Origin of the sequence: Halospina denitrificans (assembly GCF_004364635.1) — a bacterium.
GTDB classification, from domain to species: Bacteria; Pseudomonadota; Gammaproteobacteria; order Pseudomonadales; family Oleiphilaceae; genus Halospina; species Halospina denitrificans.
This window is the reverse complement of record NZ_SOAX01000005.1, coordinates 229,279-255,639: the sequence shown is the minus strand read 5'-3', so window position 1 is coordinate 255,639 and position 26,361 is coordinate 229,279. Positions and strand designations below refer to the sequence as shown.

Below are 26,361 nucleotides of genomic sequence, written 5' to 3'. Positions count from 1 at the left end.
GAATAGCGGTTGCGCTTTTGCTTGCTCATCTCGGATCACCTCATAAGCGGATTGTACTCGCTTAACGCGGTGTCCAGAATCAGTGGGGCGGATCATTATAATTAGAAAAACAGTAGATGACGGGACCAAAATATAAACAGCCTTCGTTACGTGGTGGCAAGCCCCCGATGCAGCAGACACCGAGCATGACAAACCTGTAGGCCTACCAATGCTGCAACCCCTGTATTCCCACACTGGAAATCGACGTCTATATTCTTTACGGCCGCGCTGTCACAGCATTTTTTCAGGTATCTGATCACGAAGAGTTTTCGCGGAATTTTTCCGAAACCTCTCTGTCAGGTTTTGATACACACTTCTGTGATAGCCGTCACATTTTTATAGTTACCTCCATGTAACTTCTGATGATTTTCTATGCTGGCACCTTTTTTGATGCAGCTCCTCTGGTCATTCAGGCCATTTCAACAAAAAAAGGTGGAAAAATGGTGATCAACAGGGATTTGAATGGAACCAATGGATGGAGCGCTGCAACGGGTCGTCGGCCTCAAACTCTCAGACACATCGTTTGGCAAACGCTACTTCTGCTTGCATTTTTTGTGGTGCCAATGGGCGCACTGGCAGCACCTCAGCTTCTTGTCAGTGAATTGCCCAACCGCTCTGGGGCGGTACCACTGAGCAACCAGGCAATAACGGGTGAAGCCTTCATCTTCGTGGGGCCAGCCACTGACCTGAAGCGAGTCGAGTTTTACTTGGATGCCGGGCCACCAGCCTCGCCCCGGCAAACAGAAAACATCCCGGCCTTTGATTTTGCCGGAACCGCAGCGGATGGCACCGCCTACCCCTTCGATACGACAACGGAGGCGGATGGCCAGCACACGGTGACGGCCCGAATCACTTACAATTCAGGGGCCACCGAAACCCAGTCGGGGTTGATCACCATTGACAACAGCATCCCGGCCCTGTCGTTTTCCGATGTGTCTCAATCCTTTGCGTTGCCCGAAGACGCGGCCCCTGCTTCGCAGTCCGTCGACCTTTCCGCGACCAGCGGCAGTGCCTCATTCAGCGTCAGTGACAATGCGGAATGGCTCTCGGTATCACCAAGTACCGGTACCACGCCAAGCAACTTAACCCTGACCGTCGACCCCTCCAGTCTCGCGCCGGGATCCTACGAAGCAACAGTCCAGGCCACAGCAAGCGGTCATGACACGGCCTCCCTCATCGTATTGCTTGATGTGGTCCCGGCCGCGAGCAGTAGCACCTACCCACTGCGTTTGAGCACCAATAGCAGCCGCACGGGGGCCATTGATCTCCACGGTGCTGGCGTCTCCGGTGATATTTTTGTGTTCGTGGCGGAACAGCCAGAAATCGAACAGGTTCGTTTCTATATCAACGATCCCGAGAACACCGGCTCACCCTACCAGACGGAGAATAAAGTCCCCTATGATCTGGCGGGGACCGCATCAGACTTCTCAGCCAAACCGTTCGCTACCACCGCTCTCCCGGATGGTGACCACCTGGTCAGTGCCCTTGTAAAAACCAGTGATGGAACGGTATCCGAGAGCGCCGCCCTCATTAATGTGGCGAATGACGAGACCGGGGACAATACGCTGCAAAGCGATCCGAATGCGTTGTTTTTTTCGGCAACGCCGGATAATGCCGCCGGCAGCCGGAATCTGGACGTCTTCACTGGCTCAGGCAGCAGTACGGACTTTGCCATTTCCGCAAACCAGCCTTGGATTAATCTCTCGACAACAGCCGGGACCACCCCCGCCACCATCAGCGTCAGCACCGACGTAAACGGGTTGGCTTTCGGCACCTATGACGGCATGGTATCGATAACCTCCAGCGGCCTACCGTCCCTGAATGTTCCCGTAGAACTCAAATATAGCGATCAGGACAAGTGTTCGCCCTCCAGTTGCAGTGAGGTGCGGGTCGACCTGCCCTATCAACTGAGCTTTACGGAAGATGAGGGCGGACTTTCGGATCAATCCGGGCTGGGCACGGGGTTCACCTGGATCGACCAACCCTACAACGGCGACGGCTACAAGCCCGAGAACCTTGACCTGGACTTCTCGGCGGGAACGCTTACCGTCACCACCACCTCCGGGATCGCCTACCTTGGTGACAATGCCCTGGACAACGCACTGGGTGTCGGCTTCCAGGCGCCCAACCAGAAAACCCTGGTGTCGACACAGCTGATCAACCCGCCAGCAGGCTCCGGCAACTATGAACAGGCCGGTCTCTATTTCGGCAACGATCAAGACAACTACGTCAAGACCGTCATCGTTTCCAAACCTAGCGGTACCGAAATCCAATATTTATTGGAAGTTGCAGGTGAGCGCGTCGCCGAAGGCGGCAAGCCCATGGGTAACCTTTCAACGAGTGACGTGACCCTGTCCCTGCTGGTGGATCCGTACCTGCGGACCGTGTCCGCCTTGTACCGGATCGATGACGGCAGCTCGGTCAAACTCGGCGCCGTGAGTCCTCCGGAAGAGTTTTTCAGCTTCGACGCCGCAGGCATCGACCCGGAGATCGGTACTCGCAGCTTCACGGGTATCACGGCAACGCACCGCCACGCGAACGCGCCCCTGCAGTACGTCTTCGATGACTTCTCGCTCCTAGACGGCGGCGGGGTAATTGCCCCGGAAAGCAGCGTGGAGTTCCTGAAAAAGACCCATCCGGTGTCATTCCCGACCTCGATGGTCTGGGGCCCGGATGATCGGCTCTACGTCACCGAACTCTTCGGGGTGATTCATGCACTCACCTTTGACGACGAAATGAACGTTGTTAACGAGCAGGAAATAACCAGCCTGGTGGACGCGCTCGGTCCCCGCCTGACGCTCGGCATTACCGTTGGCCCCAATGCCACGGCCTCCAATGTGGATCTGTGGGTGGGCCACTCGTCGCCATCCATCGATGACGGCGAACCCAACTCCGGGATGATCAGCCACCTGTCCGGAGCCAACTTCACCTCCGTGGAACACCCCATCACCGGGATTCCGCGTGCCCAGGCCAATCACGGCACCAACTCAATCCACTTTGGGCCAGACAATCGCCTTTACATAGCCCAGGGCGGCAATACCGGCGCCGGTGCCCCCAACAGCGCCAACACCGAATTCGGGACCATGGAGGAACAACCCCTCAGTGCCGCCCTGCTAGTGGCTGATGTGTTCGCCGCCGGGTTCGACGGGACCTGCAATAACTCCAGCAACATCTTTGGTCCGCCGCCCTGCGATGTTGTGCCTTATGCGACCGGGCTACGGAACATGTATGACTTCGTGTTCCACTCCAACGGCAACCTTTACGCGCCGGACAACGGCCTGGGCGTTACGGGAACCTTCCCCCCAAGCCCTCAACCTGAGTGCTTTGGCATGGCCTCCACCACCTCCTACCTCAATGGCGGGCACAACCCCGGTTCACAGCCGGATATCCTGCTGAAGCTCGAGCAGGGCAAGTATTACGGCCATCCCAACCCCTACCGGGACGAGTGTGTGTTCAAGGACGGCAGTTTCCAGAATGTGGCCCCAATGCAGAATTATCAGCCGCCCATCTACACGATTGGCGATCACACCTCATCCAACGCCATTGTCGAGTACAACGCACCGGAAGGCTGTGTTGCGGACACGCTCAACGGCCAGCTGTTGATCACCAACTACTCCGTGGGTGACGACGTGTTCCGTATGCGCCTAGACGCCAGTGGCAATAGCGTTGTTGAAGGTGAACCGTTGATAACGGGGTTCAACGACCCGCTGCCGATGACCACCAATCCTCAAGGAGTCATCTTTGTGGGCGAGTTCGGCGGCGACGTCGTCAGCGCTCTTGACCCGGTCAGTCTTGGGTGCTGGGAAGGCCTTTCCGCTGGACCGTTCCCCATACTCGACCCGCGTGGCATCGCCCTGGGTAACAAGCTCTATGCAGTGGGCGGCAAGGACGCGAGCGGCCACCTCAACAGCTTGCTGATCTATGACACCCAGACCGACAGCTGGTCCGCCGGCAATAACCTGCCCGGCCCGGGCGTCGAGAATCCCGCCGGCGTGGCTTACAACGGCCAGGCATATGTTTTCGGTGGCTCTCAAGCGCCGTTCTCCGGTGCGGTCGCCAACTCATCCCGGTATAACCCGGCAACCGGTCAATGGAGTACCCTGGCCCCCATGCCCACCGCCCGTGGTGGAGCTTCAGCGGAGGTTGTGGGCGATCGGATTTACGTGGTTGGAGGAATGGACACCAACGGCGCCTCTGTCAACCTGGTCGAAATCTATAATCCGGCCACCAACACCTGGTCCACAGGGACCCCCATGACCACCCGACGGGACAACCCCGGTACGGCAGTGCTCGACGGAAACCTATACGTCTTTGGCGGGCGCACCCGGAACGCGGACGGAACTACCATTGATGGCACCCTGAATTCCGTGGAGATGTTCAGTGCCTCAACCGGAACATGGACGGCGCGTGCGCCGATGCCGACCGGACGACGCACCATGGTGGTCGGAACCCTGAATGACCGTGCCCAAGTGATAGGCGGCGAGGACAGCGGTGTGGGTAACGGCGTATTCCCGCAGAACGAGGAATATGACCCGACCACCGACACCTGGCGCTCCCTGACCCAGATCCCGACACCGAAACATGGCGCCGCCGGCGGCACCATCGGAGATCGTATGTACGTGTTTGGCGGTGGCGATTCCAGCGGTACCTCATTCACAAGCACTCTGGACGCCTTAAAGTTCTAGAAACAGCTCTGATGCGCGACGCCGTTGGTCGCGCCCCTTCTCTACTGGACTCATACTCAAAGGAGTGACTCTCATGGGACACCTCAGATACGCAGTAGCAATTGCAATATCCGCCGCGATACTGACCGCCTGCTCCGACAGCGGAGGCGGCGGCTCCGACCCGGAAGACCCGAACGCTCGCCCCGACAGCGATGAAACCGAATTAACGGACCAGCGTATTCAAAGCGATCCAAATGCCCTGTTTTTCACGGCAACACCGGATAACTCCGCCGGCAACCGTAACCTGGATGTCTTGACCGTTTCCGGAAGCAGTGCGGATTTCGCCCTTTCCTCCAATCAGCCGTGGATTAACCTCTCGGAAACAGCCGGGACAACGCCCGCCACCCTGACCGTCAGCACCGATGAAAGCACGCTCGCTTTCGGCACCCATGAAGGCGTAATATCGATCACCTCTGATGGCCAGCCGCCCCTGGATGTCTCTGTGGAGCTCGAATACAGTGGCCCGGACAAGTGTGCGCCCTCCGTTTGCGGTAACGCCCGGGTCAACGTGCCCTATCAACTGAGCTTTACGGAAGAGGCCGGCGGGCTGCGGGACGAGGCCGGGTTGGGCACGGGATTCACCTGGATCGACAAACCCGCCACCGGCGACGGCTACAAGCCCCAGAACCTTGATCTGGACCTCCTTGCCGGGACGCTTACCGTCACCACCACTGCAGGAATTGCCTACCTTGGCGACAATGCCCTGGATAACGCACTGGGTGTCGGTTTCCAGCCGCCCAACCAGAAGACCTTGATCTCCACACAGCTGATCAACCCGCCCGAAGGCTCAGGCAACTCTGAACAGGCCGGGCTCTGGTTCGGCAACGATCAGGACAACTACGTCAAGGCCGTGGTCATCTCCAAACCCTCGGGCACCGAGATCGAGTACGTACTGGAAGTGGCCGGCGAGCGCGTGACCGGAGGCAGCAAGGTCATGGACAACCTGTCATCAAGTAACCTGACCCTGTCCCTTCTGGTGGATCCATTCGAGCGGACCGTATCCGCATCCTACCGCATCGACGACGGCAGCACGGTCGCACTCGGCACCGTCAGCCCCCCGACAGAGTTTTTCGGTTTCGACGCGGCGGGCATAGACCCGGAGATTGGCACACGCAACTTCACCGGTATCATGGCAACCCATCGCAACGGGCCCGCTCCCCTGCAGTACGTCTTCGATGACTTCTCGCTCATTAGCGATGGCAACACAATCCCATCGGAAGGCAGCGTGGAGTTCCTGAAAAAGACCCACCCGCTCGAGTTCCCGACCTCAATGGTCTGGGGCCCGGATGATCGGCTGTACGTGACCGAGCTCTTTGGCCTGATTCATGCGCTCACCTTTGACGGGGACATGAATGTGATTGATGACCAGGAGATCACCAGCCTGGTGGACGCCGTAGGCCCGCGCCTGACGCTCGGCATTACCGTTGGCCCCAACGCCACGGCCTCCAATATGGACCTGTGGGTGGGCCACTCGTCACCCTCCATCGATGACGGCAAGCCCAACTCCGGCATGATCAGCCACCTGTCCGGAGCCAACTTCAGCACTGTGACGCACCCCATCACCGGGCTTCCGCGGGCCAAGGCCAATCACGGTACCAACTCAATCCATTTCGGGCCGGACAATCGCCTTTACATCGCCCAGGGCGGCAATACCGGCGCCGGTGGGCCCAACAGCGCCAAGACCGAGTTTGGGACCATGAAGGAGCAGCCGCTGAGTGCTGCGTTGCTTGTGGCGAATGTGTTCGCCGCCGGGTTCGACGGCACCTGCAATAACGCCAGCAACATCTTCGGTAAGCCGCCCTGCGACGTGGTCCCCTATTCGACCGGGCTACGCAACATGTATGACTTCGTTTTCCACTCGAATGGCAACATCTACGCGCCGGACAACGGCCTGGGCGTCACGGGGACCTACCCCCCGAGCCCTGAGCCTGAATGCCTTGGCATGGCCTCCACGACCTCCTACCTCAATGGTGGGCACAACCCGGGCTCTCAGCCGGATATTCTCCTGAAGCTTGAGGAAGGGAAATATTACGGCCACCCCAACCCCTACCGGGACGAGTGTGTGTTCAAGGACGGCAGCTTCCAGAATGTCGCTCCGCTGCAGAATTACGAGCCCCCGATCTATACCATCGGCAACAACACCTCGTCCAACGCCATTGTCGAGTACAGCGCACCGCAAAGCTGTATTGGAGAGACACTCAACGGCCAACTGTTGATCACCAACTACTCGCTGGGCGACGACGTTTTCCGTATGCGCCTCAACGACAGTGGCACTGGCGTTGTTGAAGGTGAACCGTTGATAACCGGCTTCAACGACCCGCTGCCGATGACCATCAACCCTGACGGGGTTATCTTTGTGGGCGAGTTTGGCGGCGACAAGGTCAGCGCCCATGAGCCGGTCAGTCTTGGATGCTGGGAAGGACTCAGTGCCGGCCCGTTCCAGGTCCTCGACCCAAGGGGCATCGCGCTGGGTAACAAGCTCTATGCGGTCGGCGGCAAGGATTCGAGCGGCCACCTGAACAGCCTGTTGATTTATAACACCAAGACCAATAGCTGGTCTGTCGGCAACGATCTGCCCGGCCCGGGCGTGGAGAACCCCGCGGGCATCGCCTATAAAGGCGAGCTCTATGTATTCGGCGGCTCTAAAGCCCCGTTCTCCGGCGCCGTTGGCAGCGCCACACGTTATAATCCCTCAACCGGTAAATGGACCACCCTCGCCCCCATGCCCACCCCCCGTGGCGGAGCATCTGCAGAAGTTGTCGGGAACCGGATCCACGTGGTTGGCGGCATGGCTAACAACGGCGCTTCGGTTGACGTGGTCGAGATCTACAATCCCGCCAATAACAGCTGGTCCACAGGCACCCCCATGACCACCCGACGGGACAACCCGGGTACCGCAGTGCTGGACGGCAACCTGTACGTCTTCGGCGGCCGCACCCGGAACGCGGACGGCACCACCATTGATGGGACCCTGAATTCCGTGGAGATGTACTCGCCTTCAAGCGGAACCTGGACGGCTAAGGCACCCATGCCAACCGGACGACGTACCATGGTGGTCGGCACCCTGAATGGACGAGCCCAGGTGATGGGTGGCGAGGACAGTGGTACCGGCAATGGTGTCTTCCCGCAGAACGAGGAATATAACCCGGCCACGGACACCTGGCGCACCCTGACACCCGTGCCCACACCGAAACACGGTGCCGCATTCGGCACCATCGCGGATCGCGTGTACGTGTTCGGGGGCGGCGACACCAGAGGTACGGTGTTCACCAACAACCTGGAGGCCTTCAAGTTCTAAACTTGTAATCGTTCCCCAGTGCCGTCTTCCGGCACTGGGGTTTCCTCCCACCCGACCCTTAACCACTCCGCACATCCCGCGTCAGCTAATTCAGTAATTCCGCAATATTTTGAATCCGTTCCACAACCAAAGGATCAAATCAGGTAAAATATCCGCGATTCAGGGTCCACAATATGATTTTATTTCTTCAACTCATTAAGATCGCCGAAAAGCCCTTAAATCTGCGGCAATAGCACCAAGGTCGCAATCCCAAAGGTCGCACCGAGAACGAAGAGCTTTTATGGATATAAGCGTTTTGCTAGCCACTTACGCTCGTGAAGACATACTCAAAAAGACGCTCAAAAGCTTTGTACGCCTACATACCGACGACCTGACATGGGAACTGGTCGTTATAGACAATGCATGTTTGGACTCCACGCAAACTATCGTAGAAAGCTACTCCCACGAGATAGATGTCACCTATCTCAGACAAGCTGCGCCAGGAAAAAACTCCGCATTACTCAAGGGTATGCAAATCGCGAAAGGCGACTTGCTCGTATTTACTGACGACGATGTCATTGCGGATGAGAATTGGCTACAGGCGCTGTTTGAAGGTTCTATACGCCATTCGGAATACGATCTTTTTGGAGGGAAAATAACGCCCCATTTTCCTGATACAAGGCAGCTTGACCCCATAATCGACCTGCAACATCCAATCTCTAAAGTTGCGTTTGTGGATCTCGATCTCGGGGACAAAGATATTCCTATGCCCGCTTCACAGGTTTGGGGCCCAAACATGGCAGTACGCCGCCGTGTATTCGAAGCTGGATTTACATTTGACCCTTCTATCGGCCCATCCCAGAATCCTAAATACACCATGGGCAGTGAGGCCTCCCTCTTAATCCCAGCAGAAGCAGCTGGTTTTAAAGCGATTTATCTTCCTGATGCCAACGTTCTTCATCAAATCAGACCCGAACAGATGTCCCTCACATGGTTAAAAGGCAGAGCTTTAAGAATGGGGAAAGGAAAAGCAGCAAATTCACCTAATCTCGAAAAAATGCCGTTTTTCCTGGGGATACCACGCTTTTTATATCGGAAGCTAGTTACGTTATACGTTCAGAAAACAATAGCGAAGGCTATTGGAAACAGAAACAAAGCCTTTGACTTAGAAATGTCCTATTGGAGTGCAAGAGGTGTTGCACACTATTTCATGCATGAACACCCCTTAGAAACCAACCAAGCCCAGGCAGAATCCCCTAAATAAAAGCTTTCTGGATCGGCTATGATTCCCTAACAGGGCCGCTATACGCATTCTCTATTACTGTCTCGTAGATTCTGATATCCGGATCGCAGATCTCATGGATCTTGTCTTGAATATATTTAGGTTGGTCTTTGAGCCGAGAATAATCTGATTCTGGGTTTTTATTCTTCCTATTCAAATGCAAATCGATCGAATACAAGGATCTAAAGTAATCCTCAAAGTAATTGATATCTGACGCAATAGTAAATTTATTAAGATTTCCAATTGCACAGTCAATAGCAGAAGTGAGGGCCTCATCGTTATTTCCGTATTCCTGCAATGACTCAGCCAATTCGACGTCACCACAAAACATTCGTAGAAAAATAGTCCCGGCTGCGCGTGCTTGTTTCGTTTCCAGCCATTCTTCCAGAGAAATATCGATTGGAAAATGATCACGCTCACTTTTAGTCCTGTTAAAATAGTAATGAGACAAGAGCCGTTCTTTAGGATCCCTTAAGACCGTAATATAGTCAAAACTTCTCTCTTTGCCCTGAAGTACACGGGTGCTAAAGGGGAAATGCCCCTCAACATATCTAATACCTTTAGTTTCCAGTGCGTAGGCTAATAAATTCTCCCGATACCCACCAATCGTAATACCGAGAAGTTCTGCCGCGCGTCGCGAGCCTATGGCGTCAAGACTGAAAGTTTTCTCTGCAGACTCTATTCTATTATTACCGAATCGGCCATGAAGCGCATCCGCCACGGAAGTTCCCCCGCACTTCGGAGGGTGGAAAAAAATAATTTTTCTCTGATTGATCCTCTCCGAAACGGGATTCTCAAAGAATGATCTTCTGACTATTTTGTGGTCTATCGCTGACAGAATGCGATTATTTGTAATCGACTTAATTTTACTTAACATGCCGGACTTACGCCTCCATACAGGGCCAACGGAGCATGCCCTCCCCTCCGTTACGCGGGCACGCCAACGTTCATCAAAGACACACCGAACAGGCTTTATTGTTAAAGACGGTGTATAACAATCCATCTATATCACTGCCTAATTGTGATTCTACTCAACAATCTGGGAAATTTGGGTTCTCGGAGAGATGAATTCGTAATATATTGCTTTGTAAAGTCCATCGAGGGGCAGCGGCATAATATTTAGGATGCGATCTTAAATTTGATAATTGTTTTTATCCGGAAAATTATGTTTTGGTCTTTTATAATGCTGTACGCTGTCGCCAGATACGTTTGGCGCGCCACTGGATCATTTTCACTGTGAAACAACGTTAAAAGAAATCGGATTTTTTCATCTTGGCTTATTCGATATCTTTCTGACTGTACCGTTTTTATAAATGGTAGTCCGCCAATGGCGAAAAATCGATTAAACTTCATCATCGCATAGAGCCAAGGTGAAAAAGTTGAGGGCTTTGAAAGGTATCCTACCCTTTTAAGGGCGGATCTATAGATAGCAATAGGCATCGCGTCCTGGGTCCGAAGCGCGTAACTCTTTTCTTTTAACAGATCAATATTATAAGAAAGATAATCGCGTGGCCTAAAAAAACAAACAGGCCACGGTGGATCAGGCAACAGGTAAGGCGATTCCAATCCAACCAAAGCACCAATGGCTCGGTGATCAGACATTATTTTTACAATATCTCTCACCCCATAAATCCTGTTTTCCAGAAGACGGTCGAGGAAGATAACCAGATTTGCATTAGTTCGGTAAAAAACGTCATTCAACGACTCTTTGGTAAAGTAGTCAAGAGAATAGAGCTCACTGTTTTCATAATTAATAAGAGACTCATGCGCGCATCCAGAAAAACTGTCTTTAGTACCAACAACGGCCACCAGGTCCCCATAAGAGAAATTAAATCGCAAATTAGCGTCCCGTTTTTTTCAGAAATGGCATAGCCCTCAAAAGCAGAGCTCGTTCATTGCTCTTGAGCATAAATAAAACCATGATTAAACCGTACGCAACGCTGAAACATAGTGCTGCGGATAAAATCTCAATATAATGCGCCTCAATATTTATAGTTCCCAGATAATAATAGCCGGAAGCGCCCAATGTTGAACCTACGATAAAAATCGGAAGCACCTCTCGCACTAGGGTGAAGTAATTAAGTGAAATCACACGGCAGCACATTAAAGGTAATAGAAACCCTCTACCCAGAATTCCCGGTACTGCCGACGCCAACGCAACGCCGATAATGCCGATTTCATTAACAAGGTAAATGGCAAGTAGAACAATGGTAATGCCTTCAAAGAAAGTGATCTTTGCGATAAGGCTGTGACGATTTATAGCATAGAGAATATTATTTACCGGCGAAAAAATAAAAATACCCATTGCGCCAAAAACTCGCGCCACGACAACCAGGTAGCTCTCATCATAACCTGTACCAATCCAGCGGCGGATGAAAAGATCCGCGAAGATAATAAGACCACTTATTGCCAGAATCCCCAAGCAAGCATTGATTCTTGTTACCAGTACCAATTTTTCCCTGATATTTGCGTAATCGTCCCTCGCATGGTACTGAGTGAAGACTGGTGTCATCATGTTTGTCGCTTGATAAAGTAACCTTTTTGAGTAATCAACCAGCCGTTGACCAACCACATACTCCGTAACGGCAGAGGCAGAAAGAAAGTATCCGATCACCATCGGGTTAGCCCGCCCAGGCAAATTTGACGTTAATTCAACGGCGAACGACCAGATGCTGAAAGAGAATAGTTCCTTGACCGTATCCTTTTTAAAGAGTCGCCTAGAAACGATTAATTTAGGGAATAATCGCCGTGCAATCATGAAATATAAGAAACTGGAAACCCTGGAAGCTATAAAGCTTATAATCGCAATCGCGATCACACCATAACCGTGAGTAACAAACCAGTAGGTGGTCGCTGTTGAGCTTATAAGGACTAATATCCTGGACATGGCTATAAGGTCGAAACGGGCCTTAGCTTCAGCAATACCTGCGAATGCGTTGAAGGGAAACTCAAGAGCTACCGAAAAACCTGTGATCAATATTAGAAGCGATATGATCTCAACATCGTCGCTGGAAACAAAATATGCAGAGAAGTTGGCCAACGTGATCGTAAATAGACAGACCAGTAACCCGAGCCCAAGAAAAATAACAAGCCCGGTATTAACGACCTCATTTACGCGCTCATAATCTTCCTTTCCAAGGTACCGGCTGATATAGCGGGAAACCGCACTTGTCACGCCCAGATCGAAGGTGTGGTAGACACCCATAAAACCCGCAACAATACTCCATATACCATACCACCGGTCTCCCAGTTCGCCGATTAAGACCGGCATCATGATAAAACTGGCAGCCATTGCTAACAGCGTATTTGAGACTCGGAACACAGAGCCTTTGATGAGTGACCGCCCCAAACTCATGGATCTTTGCGCTCCCCCCGAAAATCAATCCGGTATTGTTGGATAATGCCTTTGCTGAACAAGTAATCAGATCGGTAGTCAACGTAGCTTTTCCATGGGCCCTTTAGCTTGTACAGCAACATCTTCAGCCACGCGCCAAGCAACTTTTTATACAAAAAACGGGGCGCCCCCAAAAAGCGTGGAATTTCAGGAACTGGATATAAAAGCACGCTCCCCCGTCCCCGACGTTGCATCCGCTTAAGCCACCACTCTGCTTCCGTCTGTTCCTGACGCACCAGGTGCCAAACCACAGCATCAGGCAAGTAGACTGCTGAATACCCATAGAAAAACAAACGCTGGTTGAGCTCCGTTTCGCTCCCCATCATGTAATCTTTACCTTTGGGCCCGACATCTCCATTGAATCTCAGCCCCTGATCAAACACCTCCCTTCTGACCATCATATTAGTGCCAAGCACTTGATGGTTTTCTATTGGTCCTTCGGGTTTTTCCCAATTACCGGCGTTAACAAACTTCTCCACCATTGGGTGATCCGGAATACTCAGTTCGTCACCAATTTTGGGGAGTGTCCGGCCGCCAAAGAGCGTCACATCAGGGTGACGCTGCGCACCATCGTAGAGCTTCTGAAGCCAATCAAGACTCGCGATGATGTCATCGTCCCCAAATACGAAAAGGCCTCCCCTGGCAAGAGGTAATAGCCTGTTCATAGCATGATTCTTCCCCGGTAATGGCGCCTCAACGTAGCTGACGTTGAGCCGGCGCTTGAAGCGCTCACAAATTTGTTGAGTCTCAGACCTCACGGCGTTGTCCGCAACCAGAACTTCAAACGTACCGCCAAAGCGGCATCCGGCAATCCCTTCCAACGCTTTTTCCAAGGAAGAATCACGCGAGGCAGTAGCAATCAGAATTGATATGTCCATCAAATAGCCTCTTTCTTTCAGCCTCGCTGTGATCCGAGTTTTTCTGCAAGACGATCTTTCAGTATTTCGTAAAAACGGCCATCCAGGAAAATCCCAACCAATAGGCAGCCCTTAAGAGCAATGATGGCCGCATCACCATAAGCGCCTTTAAAAAGAGCATTATTCAAAAATTCAAGGTATTTCGAGCGCACTCGCCTTCTAATCCGGCTCTTGCTGTCGCCTGGAGTTACGGCATGATTGAGAATCGAAAGGTGAGCGTTAAGCGTCATCGTCTCCCGATACGCCGCCGAGGAACTTGTTTCGTGTTTCCTGTAGAAAAAAAGCGGTTCGGCAAGGCCTTCAAAACGGAAATGCCTGGATAACTTTATCCACAGATCCCAATCCTCTCCGGTTTTCAAGCCCGGCTCATAAAGCTCTCCCATCTCAAAAACGTACCGCTTCGCCAGTACGGTATTAAAAAGCACATATTGATTCGTGGGTAGGTTATAGGTCAGTTCGAATCTAGCATTTTCCCCAAGGTCAGGCGGAAAAGACCTGGACAGCCACTGTCTCTCACTACTGGCATCCATAAAACGCTGTATACCAGTCACCACGGCATCGCAGGCTCGTGAATCAAGGAAATTCACCTGTTTTTGTATCTTTTCCGGATGATACATGTCATCAGCGTCCAGAAAGCCGATGTAGGTCCCATTTGCCTTATTAATTCCGAAATTCCGAGCGGTGGATACGCCACTGTTGCCAATGGTATGGAATTTAAGCCTTTGATCAGACTCTTGAAGCCTCTCCAAAATCCTTACGGTACCGTCCGATGAACCATCATCAATAACCAGAAGCTCAATATGTTTGTAAGTCTGACCCAGAACCGAACAGCATGCCTCCTCGATGTTCGCCTCGGCATTGTAGGCCGGCATAATGACCGAAACCAATCCTTTGTCACTCACGACCAGAACCCCAACTGCAACCCCTTTCTGTCTACAAACGATCTAATCGATTTCCCCTTCTCAGGAATAAAAGTAGGCCGGAATACAGGCCACTTTTCCGTTGTCTCCTCGCAAGATTCCAACGCTTCAATGTACAACTCCGAGATTATTTTGTAAGAAAACTTATCCCGTGCCGCAGTGTAAGCATTTTTTGAATATTCATTCCACATGGCCTCATTGTCGACGAGGTTGAGTATCCAATTGGACAGCGCTTCAACATCACCCCAAGGCACCACCCGCCCGTTATATCCGTCACGGAGAAAATCCGAAATAACATCGCCACAGTCAAAAGCAGCCACCGGCAGACCCATAGCCAAAGCCTCTGCGGCTCCGTAACAGAAACCTTCATAAGACGAAGTCAAAATTCCGAGTTGGCATTGGCTTAATAGTTCCTCTAGCTCATTCCAGGGTAAACTCGGCTTTATATGCACCTTACCCTTGAGCTTATATTTCTGTATTCGGGCCAGATACTCGGAAATGTCTTCTCCGTCACCAACTAATAGAAATTCGACACGCCCGTTTTTATCACAAACCCGCTTGGCAACCTCGATCATGTAGGAGCAATGCTTTTGCTCTTCCTGTAACCGGCCATGATATATAACACGAAAGGGATTCGATTGATACTTCGCGCCTTTTAAAGGTGGCACATTAACAAAATGGGGGATAAGTCGAACCTTAGGCCGATAAGGCGGACGTAATAGATGCCATAAGGTTTTATATGTTTTCGTAGAGGCGCATATGAAGATGGAGATTATCGATTGATAATATATTAATACAGAGTAATAACTTTCATGATCGTTATGACAAACGCCAATTATTTTAATCCGAGTTTTTTTTCGGGTAAATGCGGCCGCGCTGTACGATATTCGGCGATAATTAGGAATGAAATACTCTACTTTTTTGTCAACCAGATATTTTGATATAACTGAGATGCTCTTACTTGGCGGTATTTCGCGGGAAACCAAGAGTGATTGACTGGCATCACGCTGCATAGTTGCTAGTAATTCCTCTTCCCGGGCACAGCGTGCCGGATGTGAAATCAGAAGCGCTTCATGACCTTTATCCTTCAAAAGAGCTAGGAGACGAACCGTATAGGCCCAGACCCCGCCCCGTGAATTGCAATCACAGTAAACTGCTACACGGCCTTTATATTTCACACTTTATAACCTTTTTACCGTCCAAAAATAACAAACAGCGGAAAATTCTATTCTTATTGATAACTTATACCTAGGTTTCCATAATAACTGCAGATCGTGTAACCAAGAAGACCAGTGAACGCCCCAATCCTCCAGCGTTCACTGATCGAGCCTTTAAAAAATTTCTTAATTACTAACACACTACTCCATCATCAAGACAAATCAGCTCTCCTTTTGCGAAAACCTAGAACCGAAATGATTTCCACCAGTCGAGCATCCTATACATGAATCGGTAAAACGGATGACGAACAATCATCAAAGAGACAAGCGGTGTCTCGTGTGTAGCCAGATGACGTTTATAATCAGTATTCTTCCCTTGGCCCGCCAAGAGATCGAACCAAGCTGGCCCTTGGCACGCAAAAGCGTCCTCAAGAGCGTAACCCAGGTGCAAAGTACCTAAAGCGATATCTTTTCCATAGTTCTCCAAAAAACCAGACTGGATATTGTAGACACAGCCGCCCAAAACTAGGTTGTACAATCCTGAAACAGGCTCACCATTCACCATCAACACACGTAACTCTGGACGGCCCCCTTCTTGGACAATATCGGCCAGAAATCGCCTTTGGAAGCGCAGGCTCCGAGAATTGAAACAAGGCGTCCCCCATCGCTTGCTGTGGAACTGATTCAGAAGTTCCAGAAATGGCGCAACAGACCAGAGCTCTTCCCGAACCGAGCCCATACTAGTTAGACGTTTACGGCGATTATAAAGCTTTAAACGTGTATTAGGACCAAGGCGGCTAAGATAACCAGAAAAATCTCCTTTTAAAGATATCTGATACGCACTATCAGTATGTATCGTGCGGAGATACATCTCTCTGGTCCGCGCCCAGAAAAGAAGTAGTTCATAACTTTCCTGACCCGCCACAAGGTCTCGAAACACTGCCTCCGTCCACTCAACCTCAAACAGCGAGTCTAATAAGCCAACATTAGCGTCAGATGGTAGCGCAAGATACTCCGCTCTCGGGGTACTTAGACAGCGATCTCCGGTTCCAATAAATTGTAATGATTTAATCGGAAGATATCTCCACTGGTAACGATGCAAGTAGAAAATACTTTCACAGGAACGTTCACCTACAACTCGTTGTCCTTCAATATCACTCCCCCACTCTTTCCACCAATTCTCCCGCCATGCACGTGTTGAAAATGGTGAATTATTTAGGTGGAGTACGATGCTTTCACCCGGATAGTTCAAATATTACTCCCTGAACACGATAATTACGTCCAACCAGAGGATATTCTATTTTTTAAATTGCCCTGTATTCCGATTAAGAAAATTCTGAATAACCAAGGTTTGAATGCCAACATCGAGCAAGAATATAGAAACAAACGAAACTCAGTGATTAACCTCAGTCTCGCTGTCCACCTTTTTCTCAATTTCGTCGAGTTTAATAAATGCTGAAAACACTGATCGGTAATGTTATTTGTGGACATAAGTTAAGAGCTATTACTCCAGGGGACAATGCGGACCGCACTCCACATCACCGCCTCCTGCTGTAACCATCGGCGCCGTTCGGAAAAAAGCCAAGCTGGGATTTATCTTTAACCCTTACGGGAGCATCCGTTTCCAACTTGCTATTTTCACTAAGCGCATCTTCAGTTCGAATACTCTCTACAGTTCTATATAAAGCGATGGTGAAACCTACTGCAAACCACCAATAGATTTCATATGTATCCATTCCAAATAGTCCTAGAAACAATCGCGCTAGGACAAAACCTACGATTGCTTTGGAGAGTTGATGAAGGAACTCACATTGAGAGTCCCCTTCTGATACCAAAGGAAGAAGCTTTCGTTGTAAAGCAGCGTTCGTTTTTAATATTCTATATATCAAAAAGAAAAAAGCGAATAGTCCAAAAATCGACATATTCGTTAAAAGCTCAAGGTAGAGATTGTGAGTATCCTGAAAGCGACCGAACATACTCATTCTAACTTCCGGGAATGCGCCAACACCAACACCCCACGGATAATTCACAAACACTTGGAGTGCATCCTTAATGATCGTTATCCTTGCTTCTGCCGAACTACCTTCAGCTTCTTCCAAGGTAAATATAGATATAAATCGTCCAATGTATTCCTGAGGTATAAGTGGCAGCGATACTAGAATTCCGATAGTTCCCAGTAAAATATATTTTACCTTCCCCGATCCTGGTTTTTCCCACCAGAAATAAAAAATAAGGAGCCCTGTAGCAACATAACCAGTTCTTGACCCAGTAAAAATAATTACTACGGCGCTAAATATCAACAGAGCTGCTAAAGCAGCCTTTTGCAGTTTATTCGCTATTGGGAATAAATAATAGATAAAAGGAATACACCCAACCGCTAAACCACTGAAGGAATTCGGATGTCGATACATTAACGTCGAACCATGCAGCCTCGGAACTCCCTGGCTTTCCCATACGAGACCACCATTCACCAGCCCGATAAATCCCTCACTGGTAATTTTTAGCATCGCTAACAGAAAGGCTCCTATCGTCATTTTTAAGGCCCATGAATTACGCACGAAAGCCGATAGAAAAACCGCAAGCATTGAAAACTTTACAAAATTTTCATAAAACGTTTTCCAAGATGCATCAAAATCGTAGGTAATAAATGTATAAAAAAACACAACTAGAAAAAATACTAGCACTGGTGCTTTCAGCGGTGAGCTGGGTCGTGGATCTCTTATTAACGCTAGGATTCCAGTTGCGCTAAGGAACGCACCCAGTAAAAACTCGAACCTTATAGCGCCTAGCAATTCCCATCTATTTCCGATCTGCATATACCAGACAATAATATAGACGCATACAAGGTAAACGAATAGCCGAGAATGGCTCGAATTCAGACTTTTATTCACAAGAATATCTCGCATCTTAACTTCATTAAAGAAACTTTAGATAACCGGGCCTGAACGCTGTTTGCCGGTTTCGATCCGGAGATTGATCTATTTCAACGATATATCCGCAGTTTATTTTTCATCTTTTGTCCGATTAATGCCTTTTTGGCAGAAACCGGTCACATTTCCCTATAGGGGAGATAACTTATAGCATAAGCATGTTACTAAGCGCAGCCAACAGGTAACGCCGACTGGCGTTTTGGTCCGGCAGCGAGATCCCATCTTTGAATTGGCGCAACCGACCTGAGCTTGACAGTGCGGAACGTGTGGCCATCCTTCCTTCACCCGAACACTGGATTTGATCTTATTTGCCCTGGCGAGATCGCTGCTTTCAGGCAGTTTTCGAGGGGGGAGATTACCGATCTGGCTGAAGCCTTGAAGGCCTTCCAGAATGGTAGCTCTGATGCTATTGTCGCAAATGCAAGGGGTTTTCAGAGGTTCACTATCTCTTGGGGATACAAGCTAATGAATAGGACGGAATCACGCCATCTCAGCCCGACCCATGACCGGAGTTTCCCGACTATAAGGGGCTGAAATGGCGTGACCAATGCATAAAACAAGCGTTGATCTTCAGACTCAATTAACCACTATTCTACTGTTAAGTTCCTCACGGTCTCTGGACAATCGTTACAGACACTAACACCTTCGTCATTTGCATTTCCCATCTGATCGACGACGTAGAAGTAATACTTATTGATATTTTCTGAAATTATATCCGGAACTTCGACTTCAATTTCGCTCTTTCCCCAAGTTATCGGCAAGACTGCATGATGGTCTTTCCGAGCCTCATCCCAAACCTCTTTTCTGGATACAACTACCCGTTCTCTTGACGATGAGAAATAAATCTCATCTAATTCAATTCCTATATCTGGATAATCCTCGGCAGAACTTGCATCAAATCCAATAATGTCGATATTAAGTCCTTTTTCAGATTCAGCCTTTTTAAAGTCGTTAACGTCGTGCGTCAATTTGCCATTAACCCAAGTCTGAACCGATCCAGCGTCACTGTCCACGTAAATCTCCATTAAGTTCCACTGGCCGACCTCGCCTTCCCAACCATTCCAGTCAGGATCCCCACTACCATACGTTAGGTGCATTTGTGTCCAAGAGATTCTTGTGTGCTCACCATCCGAATCATCCCATATTCTTATAAATTTATTAGAACCGCCTGAACTTGCTGGACTTTCGGATGGTTTGAACCACCATGAAACATATAAAGAACGGTTGGTTTTATCGTCCATGATACTTGGCCACCCATTATACGATTTACTTTTGGCGGAGTATATTTTGTTATCCTTATGGTCCAATGGCCCATCATGTTCCGCCCGCGTCAACGGATCAGCCCACGGGCTTCCCAGTTCATTCCAAAATCCGTCATATTTCAGGCTAGCACTGAAGTTGTTCCCCTCAGTCGCCATGCGGTTATCCACGGCGTCTAGAACAGACACCTCTAGATCATGTGTCCCGAATCCGTCGCCTTTGAGTGTTACCCTGCTCTCGTCATTCTCTACGCGCTCAATGCTCGGATTGCCATACGCTGAAAAGCTCAGAGGCAAAAGCACGGATAAAATCAGCCAGCTAGACCGCCGGGCCTTCGGTTTCATAGTCATCATAGTTTCGGACCTTCTAAGTGATCTTGAATGCCTTACCGACGATACATTTGCATCCTACCGTTTGACACTATTTTTCGTTTCACTTCGTTATCATGGCGTATCGTTTCGTGTAAGACCGGATCAACCAAGATAGGTTAAATCGGAGTATAATCCCTTAAGTTGTAGTCAACCGGCAAAGGCTGGAGGCTTTGAACAGTAAAAGCCCGATGCAGAAACCAACTAATAACTCTTGCCACCCATGTGTAAAGCACCCTTCATACCAACGTACGTGAAACCGAATAACGCCTTCTCGAATACCGCCAGGTTCGCACTTGCTGAATATCGCCTAATTGCCCACAAGTCATCTAATGGGCGGAGGCCTGGGTAAGCTGCGACTGCAAAATCGTAGCCCGCATCTCTGATAGCTGCCTTGGTAGCCCTGTCAAAGTCGCCAGGCTTCCCGTTCGGGTAACAGAATCCCCTTACCGCCTGGCCCGTTTCAGCACTGATGCGCTCTTTAGAGCTTTCCAACTCGTATGCCACATCCTGCATGGGCAGGCTTGTAAGGGTTGGGTGCGAAACCGTATGGCTGCCAAGGTCAACCCCTTCCGCTGAAGCCACACGGATGTCATCCCAGCTCATCCCCGCATAACGCTCTGGCGGTGTAACGGGTAAGCCTACGTTCAGCGCATCGGCGACCTGCTCAATAAGCTGATGTTTCTCGTCATTGCCAACCAGTAAGCATTGATCCGCAAGACACTCCCACGCCCTATACCGCGCCGTTGCCGTGTCCAGCGTCGTCTCATAGCCGGGAAGTTCAAGTTTCGGTTCACGGGTGCACTCAAAGCAATAACGGAGCTTATCGGGCCATAGCCAGAGATTGCCGTCGGCAAATCCAGTCGTAACAAAGAGCGTTGCAGGGATCCCTTCCTCCCGCAGCACGGGCATGGCCAGGTCGTAGAAGTCCCGGTAGCCATCGTCAAAGGTAACTGCAACTGCGTGAGGAATGGTTTCACCACGATTATGGGCATCTATCAGTTCCGGCAAGGGCACCGGGTTGAAATGCTGCCGGATCAAACGCATGTGCTGTCGAAGGCTCGCCTGGTCAATTGCTCCCGGATGGGCGTACTCAGTAATCCGGTGGTACATGAATATCCGAGGATGATCGCGGGCCAGGTACCGTACAACGTGGTGAGCACCGACGGTCCGCGAAAGCCGATAGATAAGGTGATTCAGCGTCATACGCATCCCCCGGGAAAGCTTACCTGAGACGCCGTATAAGGAGTTTTATCAACGACTTCCATGCAGGCCAGTACCATGGTTCTTTACGAAGCCCCCTCAGAACGTCCATCAAGGGTTCAAAGAACACGCCTTCCGCTCGCGCAACATACATTCCACGGTTAACGTACATATCACTCCAGGCACGGTTAATCACTGGTTTAGTCAGCGCTCCAGGATGCTGGTCAATGAATTGCGACAGAATACGGAAAGCGTTTTCATAGCGACCCCGATAATTCGATGACATCTGCCCGGGCCAGACCCTGTAGTAATAGGTTTGCTCCGGTATATGCCGGAATTCCCACTTTACGGAGTATCGCAACCAGAGATCCCAGTCGATCCCCATTGGGAGCGCTTCATCAAACATTCCATCCTGTTCAATGCAGGAGCGGCGAATTACGGCTGTGCCAAACGGGACGAAATTGCGAATGGCGAGTTCGTGCGTTACCCATCCGCTATGGCGTGTATACGGCTGCTTTTTATCCAGGGCAATGCTGTTCTCATCCAGGTAGGACACATCGGTGTAGACGACACCCACTCTGGGATTCTCGAATTCCGGGATCTGCAATTCGAGCTTGTTAGAGCGCCAGAGGTCATCAGCGTCGCAGAACGCTACAAACTCGCCTTTTGATTCATGGATCCCCCTGTTTTTCGCGCGCGGCTGCCCCCGGTTTTCCGTTTTGATGTAGTGAACGCGAGGGTCCGAGATTGAATCCTGAAGCACAGCCTGGGTGTCATCAGTCGAACCATCATCAACGATGATAACCTCCAGGTTCTGCCAGGTCTGGGCCAGGACCGACGCAACCGCATCAGGCACATAATCGGCCGTGTTGTATGTCGCGACAACAACGCTCACGAGCGGTTGGTCCATTGTCATACCTTGCAAATCGAAAACCGGAACTTACCGCTCGGTTCCTGCGGGATTGAAGGCACCGTCTCTATCTGAAGCCTGACCGTTTCCGGAAACACCCCCCTCATCTCATTAATGAGCTGATCGTCAGTGTCGGGCGTATAATCTCTGGCCTTGACCCGGTTGATGCGAATGAAGTGCAGGTCTTCCTGAACCAGTTGCATCTGTTCCAGGCCAGGCACCTTGGTTAGTGTCCGCTCCACCAGCGAAATCCCCGCCACCTGGCTACCATCGGGCGTTTTCAGGAAATCGGCGACGCGCCCTTCCAGGCGTTCCATCAATGGCCAGCTCCGGCCACAGGAACAGCTTCGCTCTGAGGGCACACCTACATCCTCAACGCGGTACCGAATCAGCGGCATGGCATAATTATTCAGATCCGTTACGACGATTTTCCCGGGTTGACCGGGACTTACCGGTTGGTCATGCGCATCGAGGAATTCAACATACACATGAGGCATGTTCAGGTGCAGCCCGTTGTGGGACTCACATTCGCAGGCGATCAAACCAACTTCTTCACAGCCATAACGATTGGTTACGCTGCATCCGAACGCCTGCTCGATCACCTGCCGCTCAGGCTCCAGCAGCATCATGGACGTGGCTACAATCCCCTTTGGCCGAAGGTCGGTAATTGACGAGTCCAGCACATATCGTGCGAACTGGAAGATGGAATGGGCGTGGCCGAATATCACTTTGGGCTTCTCCTGCCGCCAAAGTGCGACAAACTCCGCCATGCTGTCAGGACTGAGATCCATCGTGTCCAGGTAAACAGTCCGGTCAAGCAATACCTGTCGGATCTTTTGCTTGGGGGTCTTTGCTACAGGCGGGTTTCCCCAGACAGCCGCCTTTTTAACACCAAGATCCCATCCAGCCCAACGATCAACCAGAAACTGCGCCGCATTGCGGCGCTCCTGGCAGGCCTTATCGAAGTAGAGATCCAGTGACACGCCTGTCGAGCCACCGGTCTTGGCACGCACACAGTCCTCTTTCCGGAAACCGTCAGCAATAAAAGCGTCCGTATTGTTTCGGATGTCCTTCTTCGTAGTAACCGGAAGACTCTGAAAATCGCCTGGCGTTCGGATCGTCTCCACGTCAACGCACTGCTCCCTGAACAGCTTCCGGTACCAAGGACTGTTCGTCTGGGCATGCCGCAAGAGTTCACTTAGACGTGCCCACTGATCCTCTGCAACAATCTCTGCAGACTGCCATTGCTGTGCTTCAAGACGTTTAAGCTCAGCAAGCCTTATACTTCTGTCCTTGAGTTCCCATAAAGGATAAAAAAAGTGCTTTGAGAGGCTCTCAAGCATTGGTGTCCCTACCCCCTTCAATTATTTGCGTGTATAGCGCCTCATGCTCGTCCAGCATCCGATCAATTGTGTAACAATCCTTAACCCGTGCCAGACCCTGTTGGCCCATCTCTCTTCTTTTTTCAGGGCAACGGGCCAACTCAGCAAGATAACGGGCCAGTGTCTCCGTGTCCCCAACCGGGTAAAGATAGCCATTTACGCCATGCTCCACGATCTCTGCATTGCCCCCAGCGTCGGTGCACACGACCGGTTTGCCACCGCGCATGTATTCAATTATCGAATTGGAGAAACCTTCAGATTCAGAACATAAAACGGCAACATCGAATTCTTTTATCCGCTCAGGAACATCTTCCCTGGCACCCCAGAATACTACCTGCTTTTCAACCCCGAGCGCCTGGGCGGTCGCTTGCAGCTCGTTCGAATCGCCCCCACCAACAATATGGAGTTCGAACCGTATATCAGCGGAAACCAAAGAAGCCGACGCCAGAAGCAGGTCCCTTATGCGCTTGATAGGGCGCAGGTTAGCGACTAGTCCTACCGTAAACACCGTAGGAACATCATCCTCGGGGACACCCCCAAGCTCACGGTTTATGCCTGCCTCAGCCTGCGGATACCCATTATAAATAACCACCGTTTTACGATCCGGGAATCTCTCTACTCTCCGGGTTACCTCGGCCACAGCTTTGCTATTGCAGACAACAGAATCCGCGAAGGCACCGGTCCACGGTAGTAGTAACCGATGCAGTCTATTATACCAGAATCCCATATCGCGCCTTGATATAAGAGAAGGGATTCCCGCTGCCCAAAATATTGGGGGCCCTATCACCGAAGCATCGTTGAAGAATATGTGGGCCAATTGAAAATTTTCGCGGCGCAATTGGAATGAATACCGATAAAGTTTAAGGAGACTCCCTAAACTCCCAATACTTCCAATTCCAAGAACATCAACTGGCACAGGGAAATCACCACTTCGTATGTATTGCGACTCCCGGAAAACGGCTAATCTAACCTTCCAACCTCGATCAACCAGCCCATGCGCTAATTTAAAAACCTGCCCTTCAGTTCCCGCATAAGGATCTCGATATTGATCTATAACTATTACAATCGCCTTCATTTTAGCCTACGGCAGGTCCTTGCTGATTTCAGTTAACCCAAGCCCGAAAATGATCTTTGTATCGAAAATGCTGCCATCCGGAAAGGATCCACTGCTGACGCTCCAGCTGTTCTTCACTTCCTTGAACTCAGCCTTGTTCCCGACCAAGTGCTCCAAAACATGAGGGAATTTACGGACAGCGTTCAAATCCGAAATAATATCCGAACTAGTCAATCAGAAAAAGGGAGAATAAAGTCGGTCTGGTACATTTCGCCTCTCTAATGCTATTGTCGCAACCCCGAACTATTTCAGAGGTTCAATAGGATGAAATTTTTGATCATTTACAAGGAAGACTACCCTTGGGACGTGCGCGTCGAGAAAATCGCCCTAAGCTTAGCTGAGCAAGGTCATCAGGTGACGATTCTAGCGCGAAACCTTGAGCAACGACCGGTAACTGACCGTCAAGGTGAAGTCCGAATAACCCGCTTGCCAACGCTCAAAGGTCTCCCACGGCCCCTCAGAAAACTTCTAAATCTACCCCTCTGGTTTAACCCAGTATGGATCTGGAAGATACTCACGGCCACCCCAAAACACGAATCCGCAGTGTTGATCATTCGTGACATCCCAATAGCCAAGATAATCCAGCCAATTAAAAAACTACGGAACGTTAAAACAATACTGGACATGGCAGAGTGTTATCCATTGATGTACCAATCAATTCAAAATTTTTCATCACGGAAACATTCACGAATGAGTCTGAAGAATCCTCGCCTTACTGCCCGCTATGAACAGAGCATCATTGGGCAGTTCGATCATATATGGACTATGATTGAAGAATCCCGAAAGAGAACATTAGAAATGGGGGTTCCTGAAGATCGGGTAAGTATAGTCAGTAACACTCCCCCGATTGAGAAAATCCCAGACGCCCGAGAGCCACATTCGGGAAGACAAATTCGAATCGTATATGTAGGGTTTCTTAGTACGTTAAGGGGATTGGATACTCTCCTGAATGGAGTTTCCGTATTTCTAAAGGATAATCCACGTGAGCATATAAAAGTGGATATCATTGGAAAAGGGAAGCAAAAAGAATTCCTTTCAAATCTCGTCAATGATCTGTCTCTTCACGATGTAGTAACGATTCATGGTTGGCTCGAGCAGTCAGACGTAGACAAACTTCTAATGTATGCGAATGTAGGCGCGCTAACCTACAGATTCTGTGATCACTGGAATCATACGATACCAAACAAGATATTCGATTATATGGCTTCCTCTCTGCCAGTACTCGCCACAAACATCATTCCAATATCGCGGATTATAATAAATACTGAATGCGGCGTACTTTGCGAAGATCAGAATCCAGCTGATGTGGCGCTAAAATTACTCCAATTGACTGACCCAGAGGAGCGCCAACGGCTGGGAAGCAACGGACGAAAAGCAGTCATTGACAAATACAACTGGGAGAATGACAAGCTCCAGATCTTCGAGGACATAAAACGAATTACTGAATTAGACTAAATAATCAACAGATAATAGTAAAATGTAAA

The 26,361-nt window shown here is 50.3% G+C and carries 17 protein-coding genes; 4 read left to right on the top strand and 13 right to left on the bottom strand.

What is annotated here, in order from left to right; all coding sequences use genetic code 11:
* The first annotated feature begins 602 nt into the window (after positions 1-602).
* From DES49_RS11985 to DES49_RS11975, 3 genes are all read left to right on the top strand, one after another.
* A complete protein-coding gene (locus DES49_RS11985) occupies positions 603-4,724 on the top strand; it encodes a Kelch repeat-containing protein (RefSeq protein ID WP_166646076.1) in 4,122 nt (1,373 codons plus the stop codon).
* A 73-nt stretch (positions 4,725-4,797) separates the two neighbouring features.
* Positions 4,798-8,061: a Kelch repeat-containing protein gene (locus tag DES49_RS11980; protein ID WP_133736657.1), complete on the top strand. Its 3,264-nt coding sequence runs from the start codon at positions 4,798-4,800 to the stop codon at positions 8,059-8,061.
* Between the two features lie 280 nt (positions 8,062-8,341).
* Positions 8,342-9,304, top strand: a complete 963-nt coding sequence (locus DES49_RS11975) for a glycosyltransferase family 2 protein (protein ID WP_133736656.1) — start codon at positions 8,342-8,344, stop codon at positions 9,302-9,304.
* A gap of 16 nt (positions 9,305-9,320) precedes the next feature.
* On the opposite strand, the gene DES49_RS11970 is transcribed toward DES49_RS11975, so the two are convergent.
* The 13 genes from DES49_RS11970 to DES49_RS11910 form a co-directional block, all read right to left on the bottom strand.
* Positions 9,321-10,043, bottom strand: coding sequence for a hypothetical protein (locus DES49_RS11970; RefSeq protein ID WP_243865036.1), 723 nt, complete (start codon positions 10,041-10,043; stop codon positions 9,321-9,323).
* A gap of 398 nt (positions 10,044-10,441) precedes the next feature.
* Entirely contained in the window at positions 10,442-11,161 is a 720-nt protein-coding gene (locus DES49_RS11965) for a hypothetical protein (RefSeq protein WP_208297037.1), read from the bottom strand.
* A 1-nt stretch (position 11,162) separates the two neighbouring features.
* The gene (locus DES49_RS11960) at positions 11,163-12,677 is read right to left on the bottom strand and encodes an oligosaccharide flippase family protein (protein WP_133736653.1); all 1,515 of its coding nucleotides are present in this window, start codon (positions 12,675-12,677) and stop codon (positions 11,163-11,165) included.
* Positions 12,674-13,594: a glycosyltransferase family 2 protein gene (locus DES49_RS11955; RefSeq protein ID WP_133736652.1), complete on the bottom strand. Its 921-nt coding sequence runs from the start codon at positions 13,592-13,594 to the stop codon at positions 12,674-12,676. Before DES49_RS11955 ends, DES49_RS11960 begins: the two co-directional genes overlap by 4 nt.
* Before the next feature lie 17 nt (positions 13,595-13,611).
* Positions 13,612-14,535: a glycosyltransferase family 2 protein gene (locus tag DES49_RS11950; RefSeq protein WP_133736651.1), complete on the bottom strand. Its 924-nt coding sequence runs from the start codon at positions 14,533-14,535 to the stop codon at positions 13,612-13,614.
* Positions 14,532-15,731 carry a glycosyltransferase family 4 protein gene (locus DES49_RS11945; RefSeq protein WP_133736650.1) on the bottom strand — a complete coding sequence of 400 codons (1,200 nt, stop codon included), beginning with the start codon at positions 15,729-15,731 and terminating at the stop codon, positions 14,532-14,534. Before DES49_RS11945 ends, DES49_RS11950 begins: the two co-directional genes overlap by 4 nt.
* Before the next feature lie 223 nt (positions 15,732-15,954).
* Positions 15,955-16,962 (bottom strand): GNAT family N-acetyltransferase, encoded by a 1,008-nt coding sequence (locus DES49_RS11940; RefSeq protein ID WP_133736649.1) that lies wholly within the window; start codon positions 16,960-16,962, stop codon positions 15,955-15,957.
* Positions 16,963-17,248: 286 nt separating this feature from the next.
* Positions 17,249-18,616 carry an O-antigen ligase family protein gene (locus tag DES49_RS11935; RefSeq protein WP_133736648.1) on the bottom strand — a complete coding sequence of 456 codons (1,368 nt, stop codon included), beginning with the start codon at positions 18,614-18,616 and terminating at the stop codon, positions 17,249-17,251.
* A gap of 611 nt (positions 18,617-19,227) precedes the next feature.
* On the bottom strand, positions 19,228-19,881 hold the full coding sequence (locus DES49_RS11930; protein WP_133736647.1) for a LamG domain-containing protein: 654 nt from the start codon (positions 19,879-19,881) through the stop codon (positions 19,228-19,230).
* 591 nt (positions 19,882-20,472) lie between these two features.
* A complete protein-coding gene (locus DES49_RS11925; RefSeq protein WP_166646074.1) occupies positions 20,473-21,474 on the bottom strand; it encodes a polysaccharide deacetylase family protein in 1,002 nt (333 codons plus the stop codon).
* Between the two features lie 19 nt (positions 21,475-21,493).
* A complete protein-coding gene (locus tag DES49_RS11920) occupies positions 21,494-22,381 on the bottom strand; it encodes a glycosyltransferase family 2 protein (protein ID WP_166646073.1) in 888 nt (295 codons plus the stop codon).
* A gap of 2 nt (positions 22,382-22,383) precedes the next feature.
* Positions 22,384-23,724 (bottom strand): phenylacetate--CoA ligase family protein, encoded by a 1,341-nt coding sequence (locus tag DES49_RS11915; protein ID WP_133736644.1) that lies wholly within the window; start codon positions 23,722-23,724, stop codon positions 22,384-22,386.
* Positions 23,717-24,838, bottom strand: a complete 1,122-nt coding sequence (locus DES49_RS11910; protein WP_133736643.1) for a glycosyltransferase — start codon at positions 24,836-24,838, stop codon at positions 23,717-23,719. The genes DES49_RS11915 and DES49_RS11910 overlap by 8 nt, the downstream gene beginning before the upstream one ends.
* Positions 24,839-25,141: 303 nt before the next feature.
* Here DES49_RS11910 and DES49_RS11905 point away from each other — a divergent pair, with 303 nt between their 5' ends.
* Positions 25,142-26,332 carry a glycosyltransferase family 4 protein gene (locus tag DES49_RS11905; protein WP_133736642.1) on the top strand — a complete coding sequence of 397 codons (1,191 nt, stop codon included), beginning with the start codon at positions 25,142-25,144 and terminating at the stop codon, positions 26,330-26,332.
* Positions 26,333-26,361: the final 29 nt, after the last annotated feature.

Excerpts from the sequence above, each read along its gene's own strand:
- DES49_RS11985 (WP_166646076.1), top strand. The coding sequence starts at position 603 with ATGGGCGCACTGGCAGCACCTCAGCTTCTTGTCAGTGAATTGCCCAAC.
- DES49_RS11980 (WP_133736657.1), top strand. The coding sequence starts at position 4,798 with ATGGGACACCTCAGATACGCAGTAGCAATTGCAATATCCGCCGCGATA.
- DES49_RS11975 (WP_133736656.1), top strand. The coding sequence starts at position 8,342 with ATGGATATAAGCGTTTTGCTAGCCACTTACGCTCGTGAAGACATACTC.
- DES49_RS11960 (WP_133736653.1), bottom strand. The coding sequence starts at position 12,677 with ATGAGTTTGGGGCGGTCACTCATCAAAGGCTCTGTGTTCCGAGTCTCA.
- DES49_RS11955 (WP_133736652.1), bottom strand. The coding sequence starts at position 13,594 with ATGGACATATCAATTCTGATTGCTACTGCCTCGCGTGATTCTTCCTTG.
- DES49_RS11935 (WP_133736648.1), bottom strand. The coding sequence starts at position 18,616 with ATGCGAGATATTCTTGTGAATAAAAGTCTGAATTCGAGCCATTCTCGG.
- DES49_RS11930 (WP_133736647.1), bottom strand. The coding sequence starts at position 19,881 with ATGGACGATAAAACCAACCGTTCTTTATATGTTTCATGGTGGTTCAAA.
- DES49_RS11925 (WP_166646074.1), bottom strand. The coding sequence starts at position 21,474 with ATGACGCTGAATCACCTTATCTATCGGCTTTCGCGGACCGTCGGTGCT.
- DES49_RS11920 (WP_166646073.1), bottom strand. The coding sequence starts at position 22,381 with ATGGACCAACCGCTCGTGAGCGTTGTTGTCGCGACATACAACACGGCC.
- DES49_RS11915 (WP_133736644.1), bottom strand. The coding sequence starts at position 23,724 with ATGCTTGAGAGCCTCTCAAAGCACTTTTTTTATCCTTTATGGGAACTC.
- DES49_RS11910 (WP_133736643.1), bottom strand. The coding sequence starts at position 24,838 with ATGAAGGCGATTGTAATAGTTATAGATCAATATCGAGATCCTTATGCG.
- DES49_RS11905 (WP_133736642.1), top strand. The coding sequence starts at position 25,142 with ATGAAATTTTTGATCATTTACAAGGAAGACTACCCTTGGGACGTGCGC.